The organism is Leucobacter sp. 1207-22 (genome assembly GCF_052850455.1).
This window is the reverse complement of the sequence record NZ_VXCR01000001.1, coordinates 480,147-497,047: the sequence shown is the minus strand read 5'-3', so window position 1 is coordinate 497,047 and position 16,901 is coordinate 480,147. Positions and strand designations below refer to the sequence as shown.

Genomic DNA, 16,901 nt, shown 5'->3' with positions numbered 1-16,901 from the left:
CCTGACGTACGTGAGCGAACCACGCTGTTTACCTCGCCGCCGATTCGTGGTTAGCGACCGTTAAATTCACGCTGGTCAAATAGTTCACGACCGGCCGATCTGTCGGTCTTTTTTTACGAAATTTTGACCTTGAAGGGCTTACGGAATGAAGCTGCTCCCCCTTTCCGCCACCGCGCTTGTTGTTGCGGCGCTCACACTGACCGGATGCTCAAGCTCATCTGATCAGTCGGCGGAGTCACCCTGGGCAACTGCCACCACCGCTGAAGCGGGCGGTGGCATGGAAGCCCTCATCAGTGCAGCGCAAGAAGAGGGCACCCTGAACACCATGGGGCTCTTCGACGATTGGGCCAACTACGGTGCGCTGAAGTCGGCGTTCACCGAGAAGTACGGCATCGAAATCAACAACGATGTCTCGATGAGTTCAAGCCAAGAACAAATCAACGTGATTCAGCAACGTGTCGGCCAAGACCGTTCAATTGATTATCTCGATACTGGTGTGTCTTTCGCTGAAGACGGCGCGGCTCAGAATCTGCTCGCTGAATATCGTCCTGCCGGCGCAGAAAACCTTGATGGCGCGTTGCGTAGCAAGACTGACCAGTGGACGAGCCAGTATGGCGGCTACATGAGCATCGGCTGCGACACCACGCGTATCGACAACTGCCCGACTGCCATTGCAGATCTTGCAAAGCCTGAATACAAGGGCAAGATTGGCGCATTTGAGGATCCAACCTCCGGTGAACTCGAGTTCAACATCGTCTGGGCGATGTCTCTCGCAAACGGTGGTTCGCTCGAAGACATCCAGCCGGGCGTTGACTTCTTCCAGAAGCTTTCTGACTCAGGCAACATGACGAAAGTCGTGGCAAACGACGGCACCATCGAGCGCGGCGAGACGCCCATCGTATTGAGCTGGGACTACCTGAACGTTGCCTCAGCGGCAAAGCTTGCTGACGCAGGCATTGACTTTGCAGTGAACGTCCCCACCGATGTTCTCTGGTCGTCCTACTACGCGGCATCGATTAACGCCGATGCCCCACACCCCGCGGCAGCGCGTCTGTGGCTGGAGTTCATCTTCAGCGAAGAAGGTCAAAACATTTTCCTGCAAGGGCAGACCCGTCCGGTTCGCCTCGCAGAAATGACGGAGGCAGGCACCGCAGACGCAACCGCGCTCGCCGAGCTTCCTGCCGCAACCGGTGAAGCTCTCATCCCGTCCGGTGAACAGCGCGAGGCTGCCAAGCAGCAGCTGACTTCGGCATGGCTGGCGGTCACTACAGCATGACCTCTCAGGTCACGAGCGCGGGGCCTCAGGCGAATCGCCTGCGGGTCCCGCGCGGCACCCTCGGGCTGCTGCCGTTCTTCGGGTTCACGTTTGTGTTCCTCGGGATACCCCTGATCGGCATTCTGGTCTCGTCGTTCAGAGTTCCCGTTGTAGGTGCCCCTGGCGAAACTGCGTTTGGACTCGACAACTTTGTGTTGAGCGTGACGGGTGGCCAAGGTGAAGCGATTCTCAACAGCATCCAAATCAGTCTCATTGCCGCCGTCATCGGCACCGTGTGCGGGGCGCTTCTTGCTCAAGCCATCGTCACACTCAACTCTGAACGGCTTGATGGCGTGACGAAAGTGCTTGCGACCGTGCTCGCAAACTCCGGCGGAATCAGCTTGGCGTTCTCGTTCATAGTGGTGCTTGGCACCGTCGGCATTCTGACTCAGGCGCTCCCACTCGAAGACTGGGGATTCTCGCTCTACAGCGCGCAAGGCCTGGTGTTGATGTATCAGTACTTCCTCATTCCGACGATGATCATGCTGTTCCTCCCCACCCTCCAGGGCGTCAAACGCGAATGGAAGGAAGCCGCGGCATCTCTCGGGGCGCCATCTCATCAGTTTTGGCTACGCGTTGGCCTTCCCGTTGTGACACCTGCGCTACTCAGCGGCTTCGTGTTGCTCTTCGGCGCCTCGTTCGCCACACACGTCTCTGCTGCGGCATTGATCGGTGGCGCAAACTTCCCACTCGTCACGCTCAAGATTGCTGGTCTGCTCACTGGCGGCAACTCTTCCGGTCAAGAAAACGTCGCCATGGCGCTCAGCGTGAACATGATTCTTGTCGCAGCGGTCACGCTCGCGATTTCGCTCCCACTACAGAAACGGAGTCGCCGGTGGCTCTCCTCGAAGTAGATCCCGCTGCTCAGCAGCAGCTTCATGGCAATGCCTCACGAGAAGCGGTGGCCCCAGAAGCTCGTCCGTACCGTGCGCCGCGCTGGCCACGCGTCGTTGCGGCTGCCGCGCTCATCGCAATGGCAGCATTCATCGCCATTCCTATGCTTGCGGGTCTGTGGTTTAGCTTCTGGATCCCGTCAGAAGGCCTCACCCTTACCGCGCTCACCGATGCGATCTCCTCGCCAGCGGTTATGGGGAGCCTGGGTCTCTCCCTGGGTCTCTCGCTCGTCTCAGTCGCGCTCCTGCTGGTGATCTTGGTGCCAACGGTGGTGTTGTTGCACGTGTCGGCACAGCGGTATCGTCCGCTTGTTGAAGCAATCTGCATGGTTCCGCTCGTCGTCCCAGCTATCGCCCTTGTCGCCGGTGTGCTTGCGGTGCTCCGCGCCGGTGTGAACGCGGGTGAAGTTGGGCGTGCGGTGAGCCAGTTCCTGCAGGACCCTTCGTTCCCACTCGTGTTGCTCGGCTGCTACGTCATTGTGTTGCTGCCGTTCACTTTCCGCATCATCGATAATGCCCTTGCCGCAATCCCCGTTGCGCAGTTGCTCGATAGCGCGCGTGGACTCGGCGCTCCATTCCCGGTCGCGGTATTTCGCGTGATTGCGCCGAACATTGGTGCGGCGCTCTGGTACTGCGCATTCTTCGGGCTCTCGGCAGGACTCGCTGAATACACCTTCTCCATTTCTCTCGGCTTCCACACGCTCTCCGTTGAGCTCATGACGCTGTCCGGAAGTAACTTCCGCACCTCAATTGCAGTGTCACTGCTCGTCACGTTGCTCTCGTGGATGCTGATGATTCTCGTTCTCCAAGCTCCCCGCCGGGTAGCACGTCGAAAGGTCCGTTCATGACTTCACCACTCTCCGTAGCTCCCACGGTCCAGCAAACTGCGCCGGTCGGCGCGGCCATCGAATACCGCAATGTACAGAAGTCGTACGGCTCCACGAGCGTTCTCAAGGATCTCTCACTCGACATCAAAGCCGGTGAGTTTATTGCACTCCTTGGCCCTTCGGGTTGCGGCAAGACCACCGCGCTCCGCATTCTCGGTGGGTTTGAAACTCCCAGCAGCGGCGATGTCCTCGTCAATGGAAAATCTGTGCTCCCGTTGCCGCCGCATCGTCGTGAGATCGGGATGGTCTTCCAGTCGTACAGCCTCTTTCCCAATCTCACCGTTCGCAAGAACGTAGAGTTCGGGCTCGCCCTGCGCAAGGTGTCGCGCGCCGAACGTGCACGCATCGCACGCGAGATGCTTGCACTCGTCCGCCTCGATGGCTTTGAAGACCGCTACCCAAACCAACTCTCTGGCGGTCAGCAGCAGCGCGTTGCACTCGCGCGCGCACTCGCGATCAGCCCAGGAATTCTGTTGCTTGACGAGCCGCTCTCGGCCCTCGACGCACAGGTGCGCTCGGAACTCCGTGAAGAGATCCGCGAGCTCCAGTTGCGTACCGGCATCACCGTTGTGTTTGTGACACACGACCAGGAGGAAGCCCTCGCAATGGCCGATCGCGTTGCGGTCATGCGTGACGGCCAGATTCAACAAATCGCGGCCCCTGACGAGCTGTTCTTCCGGCCAGAGGACTCGTTCGTTGCTGGATTTGTTGGCGTCACCAACGAGCTTCCTGTCACACCACGTGCCCCGCAGCCAGATGTTTGGCGTGCACCTGAGTCTGGCAAGGCGAGCGACCGGATCTTCGTCCGGCCTGATGCGCTCATTTGTGAACCATCGATGGACCCGGTCGGTACCGTGACGTCCCATCTGTTCTTGGGTGCGACCACACGCGTGACGGTTGAGACATTCGACCAGGCACATCGCATCAAGATCGACTTGCCGACGCACCAGATCGTGCAGGTCCCGGTTGGCGAGCGCGTCTCGATCCGCCTCACACAGCCCGCGATTTACCGGGTTGCTTCCGACGCCACGATCCCAGAGTGGTTGCATGCGCCGGTACCGCTTGCGGTGCCCGAACCCGCAGCATTCGAGCGGGAGCAGTCAACGCTGTAGCAGGCTCGCCGCAGGGGTTCACACGCGAGGGAGGCTCCCACGGTGACCTCATCGCAGCACGAAGCGGGGCGGATCAAGGCAATGCCTGATCCGCCCCGCTTCGTGCTGTCTTGAGCCTGCCCGGTTTGCCCGAACGAGCTACGATGCTGAGGCGCTGCGAGTGGTCGCGTCTGCTGTGTCTCCTGCGGCTGCAACACCATGAGCACCCTGAGCGCCCTGAGCGCCCTGAGTACCGGATCCATCCGACGCATCTCCGGCATCCGAGACACCGCTGTTGAGGAAGTCGAGGAGTCGCGGCGTCACCTCGGTCGGCGCAATCTCGGCCGGCCAGTCAAGGGCACCGGCCCCTGGGCGGTGCAGAATGACAAAAGACTCGCGTTCGATGGCGCTGTCGCCGCCGTGGCCGCCAGCATCCAGGTGCCCGTGATCACTGGTCACCGCAAGTACCCACTCATCTCCGGTTTCAGCCGCGAGCCGAGCGACCTCAGCGGAAAGTCGCCTGAGGTGCGCGTCGATACCTGTGAGCGCGGCAGCGTACTCAGGGAGTGCGGTCCGTGCAGGTGCCCGGCCTCGTCTGCCGCGCAGAGATGCAGGAAGCACACGTCAGGGGTGTCGAACCGGAGCGACCACATCACATGGTCGACCATTTCTGCGTCGAGCGGGACGTATCCTCGTGTCTCACCGTCACGGACGACGACCCTGTGAAGCCCAGCCCTGTGCTGCTCAGCACGCTCGTGAATGATCGGGCCAAATCCACGTGGATCCACGAGTGGCGGCCAACTGGCTGCCGCGAACGTGACGCGCCGCTGATCCGCATAGAACGCTCGACTGAGCAGATCGGGGTAGCGAGGCAGCGACGATGTGAGGAACTGGTTATCGACCACACCATGTTCAGCGATGGTCGCGCCAGTGAGGATCGTTGCCCAGCTCGGCCCTGAGAGCGTCGGTGGCGCGACGACCATACGGTGACGGCTTCCACGTATCGCAAGGTCGACAAGGGTGGGCATGAGCCCGGCGTCGACTGCGAGGTCGATGCGCAGGCCGTCGATGCCGACCAGAAGGATGCGGCGGCGTCGCGCGGGAAGCGGTGCGAGATGAAATGAAGCGGGGGAGTAGCTCATACGTGGCTCCAGAAAGTAATGAGAAAAGCGTGGAGTGGGTGCGTGAACACACGAAACGGTGCGGTTGATCAGAGATTCTGTTGATCAACCGCACCGTTGTGGCGCCTCTGGGCGAGCCAGAAGCAGACGTTAGAACCGGTTCAACACCGACTCAGCAAAGCCCATGCCCGTGCTCATGCCGGTGCCGTTTGTGACGCAGGCAATGAAGACACCCGGGTGAGGTTCGCGCACGTAGAAATCATCAGCAGCGGCGGTCGCGTATTCGCCGTGCCACCTGCGTCGTACCGTGAGCGGTGCGCCGAGGAGCTGTTCGAATTCGCGAAGCAGCAGCAGATCGAGTGCCTCGTCCTTAAACGGCTCATGCGTCTGCGCGTAGGCGTGTGTGTCCCCAATCACCAGACGGCCATTCGGGCGCTGTGACATCTTGATATTCACGTGCGCTTCGATGAGTTCAGGAGCGTCATTCGCCATGCGCTCCCGAATGCTCTGCGCCTCAGGGAGTTGCGAGAGCCCGTCATAGCGGGTGACCGCGGTCCCGGTGAGGATGACCGGATCAAAGTGGCTGCCCTCGGGCGCATCCGTTTCCAGCATGTGCAGGAGGCACCGAGTGAAGCCATCCTGCTCTGCCAGCTCAGGGAAGAGCACGTCGAGGTCGTGCCCGGTCGCAACGACGATCCGATCCGCGTGAACGTCGCCACGGCTGGTCTGTACGATGCCTGTTGCAACCCCGGTGACGTTCGTCTGGAACCGGAATTCAACCCCGGTTGCGGCGAGATGAGCAACGAGCGCCGGAATCGCCTCAGGCGAGTTGATTCGCAGATCGTTGCCGCAGAATGCTGCGCCGACGAGGCGCGGATCCGCAATCGTGGCATGCCCCTGCACCCGCGCGGGTGAGAGCAGTTCAACGGCGTCGCCGCGCATGTCTGCAAACCGCTCAAGCAGCGACCATTCATCGTCAGCGCGAGCGACGATCATGGTGCCTGCTGGGCGGATCCAGAACCCAGCACGCTCAGCGAAGCGGAGCCAGTGGGCGCGGCCTGCGAGCGCATACTCCAGACCTTCACCGTCCTGGGTGGTGATGCCGACGTGCCCGAAGTTGCGGATCGAAGCGCCAACCGGTCGATCAGTTCGCTCGAGCACGACGACCCGCAGGCCTCGCTCAGCTGCAAGCGCAGCGTGAGCGAGGCCAATAACGCCGGACCCAACGACCGCGAGGTCGAATGTGTGGTCGGTCATTACTCAGCTGCGACTGCTGCGGGGACGCCGAGCAGTTCGGGCAGATCGCGAACGTCGCACACGTGGGTGTGCGGGAACTTCGCGAGGTGATCCGCCGCCTGTGCACCGGTCGTCACTGCGACGACGTACTTCGCACCGGCGTTCATGCCTGCCGCGAGGTCAAGCTCGGTGTCGCCAGCCGCGACAACCTGCTCGGGGTCGGTGACGCCAGCACGCTGCATTGCAACCTGAATGAGCTCGGGAGCGGGGCGGCCGGTCGAGACGTCATCAGAGGTGATGGCGAAGTCAACGGTGTCAGTTGCCTCTGGGCCAACGGTCCAGCCGAGCGCGTCGAGGATCATCTGGGTGACTCCGCGATCAAATCCGGTGGTGAGCGAGACCTGCATGCCTGCGGCACGCATACGGCGGATCGCATCAACCACGCCAGGCAGCTCTACTGGCGGCTGCTCGCGGTAGGTCTGCTCAAGCAAGCCACGGAACTTTAGGAAGAGCTCATTGACGAGTTCGGGGTCAGCCTCGCCGCGGAACTTGGTGAGGAACCCAGCGATTGCCTCAGCCTTGTTCGCGCCGAGTGCGGGGCGAAGATCGTCGTCAGAGAGTGTCACAGACAGCGCCTCTTCAACGACAGCCTTCAGCGTGTCGTATACCGCACCGCGCTCGTTGACAGTGGTGCCGGCGACGTCAAGAGTGACGAGTGAAACCATTACAGAAAACCTCTTTCGTTGTGCAGCCATGCACCCTGTGGTGCTGGCCCTGGCCAACGGTATTGACGCAACATCAACGGAGGTAAAGCGGGCGGGGAACACCGGGTAAATGGCTGGAGAACACTGTGCGCAGACCCCAAACGACAACGAAAGAATGTCAGCTGACTGTGGTGAGGCCTGTCTGTACAACCTTTGTGACGGGGTGCAGAGCCGGGCAGATTGCGCGCCGTCCCGCACCGGGTTATCGCTCTTGCTGCACACGGCGGTACGATGCAATGACGTGCAATTGCGCCTGAACTTGGGTGAAAGCGCACAGCATGTAAGTGGCATCTCGCAACGAACTGCAGGTCAGGCTGTGTATCGTAGCCTTGCAGGTACTGCCTACCGCCGTCGTCAGGAGGGTTCCCGTGGGGGAGACAAAGAAACTCGTCATTGTCGAGTCACCGACCAAAGCAAAAACCATTGGTGGGTATCTTGGTGACGACTACGAGGTGATTGCGTCTGTCGGTCACGTGCGTGACCTCGCAGAGCCCTCGGCGCTTCCGGCGGATCTCAAGAAGGGCCCCTTCGGTAAATTCGCTGTCGACGTCGACAACGGTTTTGCGCCCTATTACGTTGTCAACGACAACAAGAAGAAGACCGTCTCAGAACTCAAGCGTGCTCTGAAGGAGGCGGACGAGCTCTGGCTCGCAACAGATGAGGACCGCGAGGGTGAAGCCATCGCGTGGCATCTGCTTGAGGTTTTGAAGCCCAAGGTTCCTGTCCGCCGAATGGTGTTCCACGAGATCACCAAGGACGCGATCGAACAGGCAAAGGCGAACACCCGTGACCTCGATCACGCGCTGGTCGACGCACAGGAAACGCGTCGAATTCTCGATCGTCTCTACGGTTATGACATTTCGCCTGTGCTGTGGCGAAAGGTTGCACCGAAGCTTTCTGCTGGCCGTGTGCAGTCGGCTGCAACGCGTCTGGTTGTTGATCGTGAGCGTGAGCGTCTTGCGTTCGTGACCTCTGAGTACTGGAGCCTCACGGCTCGCTTTATGCCTGGCGATGATGCGGCGGATCGCGTTCCTTTCGACGCGAAGCTTGCCCGCCTCGACGGCCGCCGTGTTGCCACCGGTGGCGACTTCACTGACGACGGTGAACTCTCGGAGAAGGCGCAGCGTGCAAACGTCGTGCGTCTCGACTCTGCGCGCGCGAACGCGCTGCAGGGTGCGATGGAGAACGCTGCGGCAACGGTCGCATCGATCGAGACGAAGCCGCACACGCGTCGCCCGGCAGCTCCGTTCACTACCTCGACCCTGCAGCAGGAGGCGTCGCGTAAGCTCCGCTTCAGCTCGCGTCAGACGATGTCGTTCGCGCAGTCGCTGTACGAAAACGGTTACATCACCTATATGCGTACTGATTCGCCGACGCTCTCGCAGCAGGCGATTGCGGCGGCTCGTTCGCAGGCCGCCGAGCTCTACGGCGCAGAGACCCTGCCAGAGAAGCCACGTGTGTACACCGGCAAGGCGAAGGGCGCTCAGGAGGCGCACGAAGCAATTCGTCCCGCCGGTGACAAGTTCGCCCGCCCGAGCTCACTCAAGGGCAAGCTCACCCAGGGTGAGTTCGCGCTCTATGACCTCATCTGGAAGCGCACCGTCGCAAGCCAGATGGCCGACGCAAAGGGTTCGACCGATACCGTCACGCTGAACGTCCCGCTCGCTGAGAACGGCGCGCAGACCCGTGCAGAGTTCACCGCAAGTGGCACGGTCATCACCTTCCCCGGCTTCATGCTTGCGTATGAAGAAGGTAAAGACGAGAAGCGCGGGGATGCAGAAGCAAACATCTCGCTTCCGCAGCTTCATGACGGTCAGCCCCTTGGCATCGCCCACCCCGAGGCGAAGGGCCACCAGACGAGCCCGCCGCCCCGCTACACCGAGGCGAGCCTCACGAAGCGTCTTGAAGAGCTTGGTGTCGGCCGACCTTCAACCTACGCGGCAATTATCTCGACGATCATGGATCGCGGATACGCGACCAAGCAGGGCCAGGCACTCGTTCCAAGTTGGATCGCGTTCTCGGTCGTGCGCTTGCTCGAAGACCACTTCTCGGAGCTCGTGAACTACGACTTCACCGCTGAGATGGAAAGCGATCTCGATGAGATTGCAGCTGGTAAGACGGACCGTGAGCAGTGGCTCAAGGAGTTCTACTTCGGCAGTGACAATCATCCTGGCCTGCGCGGCGTCGTCGATAACCTCGGCGAGATCGATGCGCGAGCAATCAACACGATCCGCATCGATGATCAGATCTCGCTCCGCAACGGCAAGTACGGCCCCTACCTCGAGGTCTTCGACGAGAAGAGCGAGGTCGACGAGAACGGTGAGCTGAAGCCTCGCAGTGTGAACATTCCAGACGGAATGGCACCTGATGAACTGACGCCAGCAAAGGCACACGAACTCGCAGATGCTGAACCTGCTGAGGATCGCGTTGTCGGTCTCCACCCCGAGACCGGAAAGCGCATCATCGCGAAGAATGGCCGCTTCGGCCCGTACGTACAGGAGATTCCTGACGAGGGCGAAGAGCTGCCGAAGGGTGAGAAGCCACGCACGGCATCGCTCTTCAAGAGCATGGATCCAGCGACGGTTGATCTCGACACTGCGGTAGCGCTGCTTGAACTGCCACGTGTCGTCGGCACTGACGCAGAATCGGGCGCTGAGATCACCGCTCAGAATGGTCGCTATGGCCCGTACCTGAAGAAGGGCGTTGATACTCGCTCGCTCACGAGCGAAGACGCGATCTTCTCGATCGATCTCGCAGGTGCACAGGAGCTGTTCGCGCAGCCCAAGTACGGCGCTCGCAAGGCGTCTGCTGCGCTGAAGGAGTTCGAGGCGGATCCCGTCAGCGGTAAGCCCATCAAGGTGAAGGACGGCCGTTTCGGTCCGTACGTGACCGATGGTGAGACGAACGCGACGATTCCTCGTGGCGACAGCGTCGAAGACATCACGTTCGAGCGTGCCACTGAGCTGCTCGCAATCAAGCGTGCCAAGGGCCCGGCGAAGAAGAAGGCGCCTGCGAAGAAGGCAACTGCCAAGAAGCCTGCAGCGAAGAAGACCGCTGCAAAGGCAGGCGCTGCCAAGAAGGCTGTCGACCCTGCGCGCTCTGCTGCCGCAAAGAAGGCAGCTGAGACCCGCAAGGCCAACGCTGCCAAGAAGGCTGCTGAAGCAGCTGCCGCGGCAGGCGAATAATCTGCGTCAGCAGAATTAGCGAGTAGGCACACAGTGCGCGGAGTATTCATCACCTTCGAGGGCGGCGACGGCGCGGGGAAAACCACGCAAGTCCGCCTCCTCGAAGAGTGGCTCACTGAGCGTGGCCAGGAGGTCGTGCGCACGTTTGAACCGGGCGCGACTCCGCTCGGCGCAGAGGTGCGTAAGCTCCTCTTGCACGGTGGCGACGAGATCGGTGCAATTGATCCGCGAGCCGAGGCGCTCCTCTATGCGGCTGATCGCGCGCAGCATGTCGCCCAGGTCGTCAAGCCCGCGCTCGCGCGCGGAGCTGCTGTCGTGCAGGATCGCTACATCGACTCATCGCTCGCGTACCAAGGGGCGGGGAGGGTGCTTCAGGTCGATGACGTGCGTCGCATCAGCGACTGGGCTGCTGTCGGCCTCTGGCCTGAACTCACTGTTCTGCTCGATATCGATGCCGAGACTGCGGCTGAGCGGCGTCGTCAGCGCGGGGGAGCCGACGACCGCCTCGAAGCTGAAGCTGTTGAGTTCCACGAGGCAGTGCGTGAGGCGTTCCGTGGATTCGCAGACGCGGATCCCCGCCGCTTCCTCAAGCTCGACGCGTCGCGTTCGATTGAAGAGTTGCAGCAGGCGATCCGCGCCCGTGTCGCGAGCTTGCTCGACGACTGAATCAGTGGCCGTGAGGCTAACTGACTCTGGGTGAGCCGATTTGGGCTCGTGGTGTTAGGCCATCGGCAGTGCTGCGGCGCTCTCGTGGTCGCTGACGAGCTTGAGACCGATCACGCATGCAACGATGCCAAGCAGCAGCAGAATCTTCAGCAGGCTGGCCTGCTCTGCTCCGGTAATCATGGCGTAGATGACGGTGAGTGATGCGCCAACGGCAACCCACACCGCATAGCCGGTACCTGTCGGGATCTCACGCAAAGCAAAAGCGAGTCCGCCCATGCTGATGACCACAGCGACACCGAATACGACCGATGGCCAGAGCTTGGTGAACCCCTCGGACTTGCCGAGTGCAGTAGCCCAGACGGCCTCGAAGGCACCAGAAATAATGAGAATGATCCAAGCGAGCACGCTTACCTCCTGTGGCAAGTCTTGTCGCTGTCGGGGTACTTGACCGTCGTCCCGTGGTTCGGATCAGAACCTATTTCCACTGTACCTGATTTCGGAGTATTTGGCAGGGGTGGGTGTTTGCGCTCCGTGATTTGGAAGCCCCTCACGGCCTCGCCACAACCCGGTGAAACGGGCGCTTTCTCTCGAAAAGTGGGGTTTCTGCGCGTAGAAACCCCACTTTTCGAGAGAAGCGTCCCTTCTCGCGGGGTCAGAGTGCTGCCTGCTGCGCGTCAGCCACGATCCCTGGCTCCACGTACTCCAAACCTCAACGGTCCACCAAACATGCGAGGCCCCCACTCACCAAAGTGAGCAGGGGCCTCGCATGAATGTAGAACTGTGATGCCAGCGGATCGACTCCGCAGGCAGTCCGCGATTAGCCTACGGTTGCACCGAAACGCTCGGGAAGCGTCGCACGAACCGCGCCGCCGAGCTCAGCGAGCGGCAACGTGAAGCGGTCCTGAACCTCGAGGGCAGCATCTGCGCCAGCGAGATCGGTAACACCGATGCGGAGAACGGGGAAGTCGCGGCCTGCGCAGAGGCCACGGAACTTCACATCTTCCTCATGCGGGACAGCAACGAGCACACGGCCCTGCGACTCTGAGAAGAGTGCTGCGGTAGCGTCAACGCCGTCACGCTCGATGATCTCTTCGATCCAGACGCGTGCGCCAACACCGAAGCGGAGCGCACCGTCGGTGAGTGCCTGCGCGAGGCCACCCTCCGAAAGGTCGATTGCTGCCGAGAGGATACCGCCCTGCGAAGCTGCGTGCAGCAGTTCAGCGAGACGACGCTCTACGCCGAGGTCAACAACGGGGGGCTTGCCACCGAGGTGATCGTGAATGGTGCCAGCCCATGCCGAGCCATCAAGCTCGGTGCGGGTCGTACCAAGGAGGTAGAGGTGCTCGCCCTGATCCTGCCAGCCCGACGGTACGCGGCGTGCCACGTCGTCGATGATGCCCATAACGCCAACAACAGGAGTCGGGTGGATCGGGCTGCCAGCGGTCTGGTTGTACATTGAGACGTTGCCGCCGGTGACGGGCACCTCGAGCTCGAGGCACGCGTCTGACAGGCCTTCGACGACCTGTGAGAACTGCCACATAACCTCGGGGTCTTCTGGGCTGCCCATGTTCAGGCAGTCGGTGACTGCAGCCGGAACTGCGCCAGAGGTTGCGACGTTACGGTAAGCCTCTGCGAGTGCGAGCTGTGCACCAGCGAAGGGATCAAGCTGGCAGTAGCGGCCGTTTGCGTCGGTCGAGAACGCAACGCCAAGGCCCGACTCCTCGTCAACGCGGATCATGCCTGCGCCATCGGGGAATGCGAGCGCGGTGTTGCCGCCGACGTAGTAGTCGTACTGGTTCGTGATCCACGAGACATCAGCCTGGTTGGGTGATGCAGCCACAGCGACAAGCTGCTCGCGCAGTTCGTCGTTGCCTGCAGCGCGGGGAAGCTTCGCCGCGGTATCAGCCTGGAGTGCGTCGATCCACGTCGGGTATGCGACGGGGCGATCGTAGACGGGGCCGTCAACAGCAACGGTCGAAGGATCAACGTTGACGATCTCTTCGCCGCGCCAGTTGATGATGAGGCGGTTGGTGTCGGTGACTTCACCGAGCACACTGGTCTCAACGTCCCACTTCTGTGCGACTGCGAGGAACGCATCGAGCTTCTCGGGAGCGACGATCGCCATCATGCGTTCCTGGCTCTCTGACATGAGAATCTCTTCTGCAGTCAGTGAGGGATCGCGGAGGAGCACGCTGTCGAGCTCGATGAACATGCCACCGTCGCCGTTTGCTGCGAGCTCGGAGGTTGCGCATGAGATGCCTGCAGCGCCGAGGTCCTGGATGCCCTCAACGAGCTCACCCTGGAACATCTCGAGGCAGCACTCAATGAGGACCTTCTCAGCGAAGGGATCGCCAACCTGAACTGCGGGACGCTTGGTGGGGCCGCCCTCTTCGAAGCTGTCCGAAGCGAGGATCGATGCGCCACCGATACCGTCGCCACCGGTACGTGCGCCGAAGAGTACGACCTTGTTGCCGAGACCCGAAGCGTTTGCGGTGTGGAGATCTTCGTGACGAAGAACACCAACACCCATTGCGTTCACGAGAGGGTTCTGCTGGTAGACCTTGTCGAAGACGGTCTCGCCACCGATGTTGGGCAGGCCAAGGCAGTTCGCGTATGACGAGATGCCCGAGACGACGCCGTGCACAACGCGCGCGGTGTCGGGGTCATCGATATCGCCAAAGCGAAGCTGATCCATGACAGCAACGGGGCGTGCGCCCATCGAGATGATGTCGCGGATGATGCCGCCAACGCCAGTCGCTGCACCCTGGAAAGGCTCGATGTATGAGGGGTGGTTGTGGCTCTCCACCTTGAAGGTGACAGCCCAGCCTTCGCCGATGTTCACAACGCCGGCGTTCTCGCCCATGCCGACGAGCAGGTTTTCCTTCATCTTGTCGTTGACCTTCTGGCCAAACTGACGAAGGTACTTCTTCGAGGACTTGTACGAGCAGTGCTCGGACCACATAACGGAGTACATAGCGAGCTCGCCCGAGGTTGGGCGGCGGCCGAGGATCTCACGGATCATCTCGTACTCGTCCGGCTTGAGGCCAAGCGCCGCGTAAGGCTGCTCTTTCTCAGGGGTGGCAATCGCATCTGCGACGGTGTCAGGATGATGGCCGGGAACGGCAGAAAGGTCAGTCACGCTCGAATTGCTCCGTTTGTCGAATGTGGATCGGGCGGCTCAAAAAGAGCTCCGTTGACCAGTCTACCTGGCTTCTGAGGTTCCCGGGACGCCCTGTGAAAACCAGGTGAAGACGCGCCTGGGACGGCGAAACATTTAGCTATATGTAGCTTTTTGCATGAGGGCACGGAAGACTTAGGAGTATGACCGATACGAACACTCCGCAGCCGTCTGAGACGGTGAGCGCCAAGCGCCGCAAGCGAGTCACAGCAGATGCGAATCCTCGCAAACTGTCTGGCTTCCTGAAGGTGAGCATTGCGATGCTCATCGTCATCACGTTGCTCGCTATCGTGATGCTCTTCGTTGACCAGATTGATGCGAAGTTTGCTCGTGTCTTCGCGACCTTCTTGCTGTTTGTCGTGTTCTCGGTATTCACCGCGGTTGATACCTCGCGCCATCGAGTCTCTGACTGGTATGCGCCGGTCGCACTCATCGCAAACTCGTACATTCTTGCGATTTTGCTCGCCGTCATTTGGGTGACTCCAAACCACAGTCTCCTGTTTATGGAGATCTTCTGGAAGTCGCTATTCGTCATCGTCGTGGTGCGTATCGTGCTGATCTTCAGCGAACTGTTGATGACTGTCTCCGCACGTGCTGGGGAAACGGTGCTTCGTTTTGCGTTCATCTCGAGCGCGCTTGCAGTGCTTTCAGGCATCCTGTTCACTGCACCCGCAGGCGTCGACGCGTTCGGCCTCGTCATCCCTGACCTGTACTGGCGGATCTCCGTCGCAATCCTTATCCTCACTGCACTCGGCCTGTCGGTGACGCTGCTGCTCCGCTGGGCGTACGGTTCGGACGAACGTGCAGCACGCCGACAGCAGGCGTTTGAAGCGCAGCAGTACGCGACTCAGCAGGCAACTGCGTATCGGGCGGCTCATCCCGGTGGCGTGGCACATGTTGCAGCGGTCAGTGTTGCTATCGACTCGCAGGTTCCTTCGGCTCAGGCTGCTACTCCAGCCCCTGCAGCCACCCCCGCGATTGTGCCTGTTGCGCATGAAATCCCCGTGGATCCCGCAACACAGCAGGCAGCAGCGCCAGTTGAGTCCGTGCCTGCTGCGCCTGCCGCTGCACCCGCAGGACTGCTTCCGTGGCCACGCTACGCCGATGGCAGCCCGCTGCCAATCGGTCCAGATGGCCAGCCTGACTTCACCGCACCGCAGCGTAAGCACTAGGTCAGAACGACCAGGCTTCATTCAGGACGCCCCGCGAAACTTCTTCGAAAAGTATCGCGGGGCGTCCTGTTTCCGTCGCGTAGACTTCTCGCGTGAATGAAGCTCCACTGATCCGCCGTATTGCTCCTGAAGAATATGAGACTGTTGGGCGCCTGCTTCGTGACGCGAATGAGCAGGACTACGATCTGCCAGATGGCTACCTCGCTCAGATGCAGCGCACTGAGGAGCGCGACACCACCTCCGCAGTGATGGTCGCAATCGATCAAGAGTCCGGGGCTCTGCTCGGAACTATCACGTTGCCGTTCGTCGGTGAACGTTTGCAAAGTGACACCGCTGACGATGAACTCGACATCCGCTTGCTTGGAGTTGCACACGCTGCACGCGGCAAGGGTGTGGCTAGGCATATCTTGAACTACTGCGCCGACATCGCTCGTGAACGTGGACTTCGACGTGTCGTCCTCCACACTGGCTCACACATGCCTGGCGCGCAGCGCCTGTATGAGCGTCTCGGGTACCACCGCATTCCTGAGCGGGACTTCGAGATTTTTGAGCAGGAAGAGCAGCGCTTCGTCATCTCGTACGGGTTAACGGTGTAGCTAGGCGCTGGCTTCCAGCTACACGACCTAGCAACGACTTCGGCCCGCCACCCCTGAAGAGGAGTGGCGGGCCGAAGTCGTGAACCTCAGAGTTTAGATCTGAGCGAGCGAGCGCAGAACGCTCGTGAAGAAGCGGATGCCGTCTTCGCCCGAGCGCATTGCGTCGGGCATGTCAGGGCCGAAACCAGCTTCAATAGCGTGCTCGGGGTGCGGCATGAGACCGACCACGTTGCCGCGAGCGTTCGTGATGCCCGCAATGTCATCAATCGAACCGTTGGGGTTGATCTCTGCGTAGCGGAAAGCGATGAGGCCATCGCCCTCAAGCTGCTTGCGAGTCTCTTCGTTGGCGATGTAGCCACCGTCAGCGTTCTTCAGCGGGATCGTGATGGTCTCGCCCTTGGTGTACTCGTTTGTCCAGGCAGTCGAAGCGTTCTCAACGACGATGCGCTGGTCACGACGAATGAACTGCTGGTGAGCGTTACGAATCAGACCGCCAGGCAGCAGGTGCGACTCAACGAGCACCTGGAAGCCGTTGCAGATACCGAGAACAGGCATACCCTTGTTCGCAGCATCGATAACGTCGGTCATGATCGGCGAAACTGCAGCAATAGCGCCTGCACGCAGGTAGTCACCGTAGCTGAAACCACCGGGAAGAACGATGGCATCAACGTTCTTCAGATCGTGGTCAGCGTGCCACAGGGGCACAACCTCTGCACCGGCTACGCGAACCGCGCGCTGTGCGTCACGGTCATCAAGCGAGCCAGGGAAGGTAACGACGCCAATACGAGCGGTCATTA

Annotated in this window: 15 protein-coding genes and 1 riboswitch; of the genes, 8 read left to right on the top strand and 7 right to left on the bottom strand. The window is 60.8% G+C overall.

The features are described from left to right. Positions 1-145 precede the first annotated feature (145 nt). Genes FW756_RS02260 through FW756_RS02245 form a run of 4 tightly spaced genes read left to right on the top strand, consistent with a single transcriptional unit; the run spans position 146 to position 4,207 of the window. The gene (locus FW756_RS02260; RefSeq protein WP_446428556.1) at positions 146-1,276 is read left to right on the top strand and encodes an ABC transporter substrate-binding protein; all 1,131 of its coding nucleotides are present in this window, start codon (positions 146-148) and stop codon (positions 1,274-1,276) included. Further along, positions 1,273-2,169 carry an ABC transporter permease gene (locus tag FW756_RS02255; RefSeq protein WP_446428555.1) on the top strand — a complete coding sequence of 299 codons (897 nt, stop codon included), beginning with the start codon at positions 1,273-1,275 and terminating at the stop codon, positions 2,167-2,169. Before FW756_RS02260 ends, FW756_RS02255 begins: the two co-directional genes overlap by 4 nt. Beyond that, positions 2,151-3,056, top strand: a complete 906-nt coding sequence (locus tag FW756_RS02250; protein ID WP_446428554.1) for an ABC transporter permease — start codon at positions 2,151-2,153, stop codon at positions 3,054-3,056. Before FW756_RS02255 ends, FW756_RS02250 begins: the two co-directional genes overlap by 19 nt. Continuing rightward, complete coding sequence (locus FW756_RS02245; RefSeq protein ID WP_446428553.1) at positions 3,053-4,207, top strand: ABC transporter ATP-binding protein; 1,155 nt, start codon at positions 3,053-3,055, stop codon at positions 4,205-4,207. The genes FW756_RS02250 and FW756_RS02245 overlap by 4 nt, the downstream gene beginning before the upstream one ends. A gap of 138 nt (positions 4,208-4,345) precedes the next feature. On the opposite strand, the gene FW756_RS02240 is transcribed toward FW756_RS02245, so the two are convergent. From FW756_RS02240 to FW756_RS02225, 4 genes are all read right to left on the bottom strand, one after another. Further along, positions 4,346-4,645 carry a hypothetical protein gene (locus tag FW756_RS02240; protein WP_446428552.1) on the bottom strand — a complete coding sequence of 100 codons (300 nt, stop codon included), beginning with the start codon at positions 4,643-4,645 and terminating at the stop codon, positions 4,346-4,348. Next, on the bottom strand, positions 4,642-5,328 hold the full coding sequence (locus tag FW756_RS02235) for an alkaline phosphatase family protein (protein WP_446428551.1): 687 nt from the start codon (positions 5,326-5,328) through the stop codon (positions 4,642-4,644). Before FW756_RS02235 ends, FW756_RS02240 begins: the two co-directional genes overlap by 4 nt. A gap of 129 nt (positions 5,329-5,457) precedes the next feature. Further along, on the bottom strand, positions 5,458-6,564 hold the full coding sequence (locus tag FW756_RS02230) for a TIGR03364 family FAD-dependent oxidoreductase (protein ID WP_446428550.1): 1,107 nt from the start codon (positions 6,562-6,564) through the stop codon (positions 5,458-5,460). Further along, a complete protein-coding gene (locus tag FW756_RS02225) occupies positions 6,564-7,268 on the bottom strand; it encodes a phosphonatase-like hydrolase (RefSeq protein ID WP_446428549.1) in 705 nt (234 codons plus the stop codon). The genes FW756_RS02230 and FW756_RS02225 overlap by 1 nt, the downstream gene beginning before the upstream one ends. A gap of 407 nt (positions 7,269-7,675) precedes the next feature. Between FW756_RS02225 and topA the strand changes: the two genes are divergently transcribed. Together topA and tmk are read left to right on the top strand one after the other, a co-directional pair. Next, positions 7,676-10,492 carry a type I DNA topoisomerase gene (topA, locus tag FW756_RS02220; protein ID WP_446428548.1) on the top strand — a complete coding sequence of 939 codons (2,817 nt, stop codon included), beginning with the start codon at positions 7,676-7,678 and terminating at the stop codon, positions 10,490-10,492. A gap of 33 nt (positions 10,493-10,525) precedes the next feature. Next, complete coding sequence (gene tmk, locus FW756_RS02215) at positions 10,526-11,158, top strand: dTMP kinase (protein WP_446428547.1); 633 nt, start codon at positions 10,526-10,528, stop codon at positions 11,156-11,158. Between the two features lie 54 nt (positions 11,159-11,212). Here the strand turns inward: tmk and FW756_RS02210 are convergent, their stop codons facing one another. Beyond that, positions 11,213-11,563 carry a DMT family transporter gene (locus FW756_RS02210; RefSeq protein ID WP_446428546.1) on the bottom strand — a complete coding sequence of 117 codons (351 nt, stop codon included), beginning with the start codon at positions 11,561-11,563 and terminating at the stop codon, positions 11,213-11,215. A 10-nt stretch (positions 11,564-11,573) separates the two neighbouring features. Further along, positions 11,574-11,639: riboswitch (guanidine-III (ykkC-III) riboswitch) on the bottom strand. 336 nt (positions 11,640-11,975) lie between these two features. Then, positions 11,976-14,297: a phosphoribosylformylglycinamidine synthase subunit PurL gene (gene purL, locus FW756_RS02205; protein ID WP_446428545.1), complete on the bottom strand. Its 2,322-nt coding sequence runs from the start codon at positions 14,295-14,297 to the stop codon at positions 11,976-11,978. 182 nt (positions 14,298-14,479) lie between these two features. Between purL and FW756_RS02200 the strand changes: the two genes are divergently transcribed. After that, complete coding sequence (locus tag FW756_RS02200) at positions 14,480-15,508, top strand: hypothetical protein (protein WP_446428544.1); 1,029 nt, start codon at positions 14,480-14,482, stop codon at positions 15,506-15,508. Between the two features lie 92 nt (positions 15,509-15,600). Continuing rightward, positions 15,601-16,104: a GNAT family N-acetyltransferase gene (locus FW756_RS02195; protein ID WP_446428543.1), complete on the top strand. Its 504-nt coding sequence runs from the start codon at positions 15,601-15,603 to the stop codon at positions 16,102-16,104. Between the two features lie 93 nt (positions 16,105-16,197). Here FW756_RS02195 and purQ read toward each other — a convergent pair whose 3' ends face one another. Beyond that, positions 16,198-16,899: a phosphoribosylformylglycinamidine synthase subunit PurQ gene (purQ, locus tag FW756_RS02190; protein ID WP_446428542.1), complete on the bottom strand. Its 702-nt coding sequence runs from the start codon at positions 16,897-16,899 to the stop codon at positions 16,198-16,200. Positions 16,900-16,901 lie beyond the last annotated feature (2 nt).

Coding starts and splice junctions, on each gene's coding strand:
- FW756_RS02255 (WP_446428555.1), top strand. CDS start 1,273: ATGACCTCTCAGGTCACGAGCGCGGGGCCTCAGGCGAATCGCCTGCGG.
- FW756_RS02260 (WP_446428556.1), top strand. CDS start 146: ATGAAGCTGCTCCCCCTTTCCGCCACCGCGCTTGTTGTTGCGGCGCTC.
- FW756_RS02230 (WP_446428550.1), bottom strand. CDS start 6,564: ATGACCGACCACACATTCGACCTCGCGGTCGTTGGGTCCGGCGTTATT.
- FW756_RS02245 (WP_446428553.1), top strand. CDS start 3,053: ATGACTTCACCACTCTCCGTAGCTCCCACGGTCCAGCAAACTGCGCCG.
- purQ (WP_446428542.1), bottom strand. CDS start 16,899: ATGACCGCTCGTATTGGCGTCGTTACCTTCCCTGGCTCGCTTGATGAC.
- FW756_RS02200 (WP_446428544.1), top strand. CDS start 14,480: ATGACCGATACGAACACTCCGCAGCCGTCTGAGACGGTGAGCGCCAAG.
- FW756_RS02235 (WP_446428551.1), bottom strand. CDS start 5,328: ATGAGCTACTCCCCCGCTTCATTTCATCTCGCACCGCTTCCCGCGCGA.
- FW756_RS02225 (WP_446428549.1), bottom strand. CDS start 7,268: ATGGTTTCACTCGTCACTCTTGACGTCGCCGGCACCACTGTCAACGAG.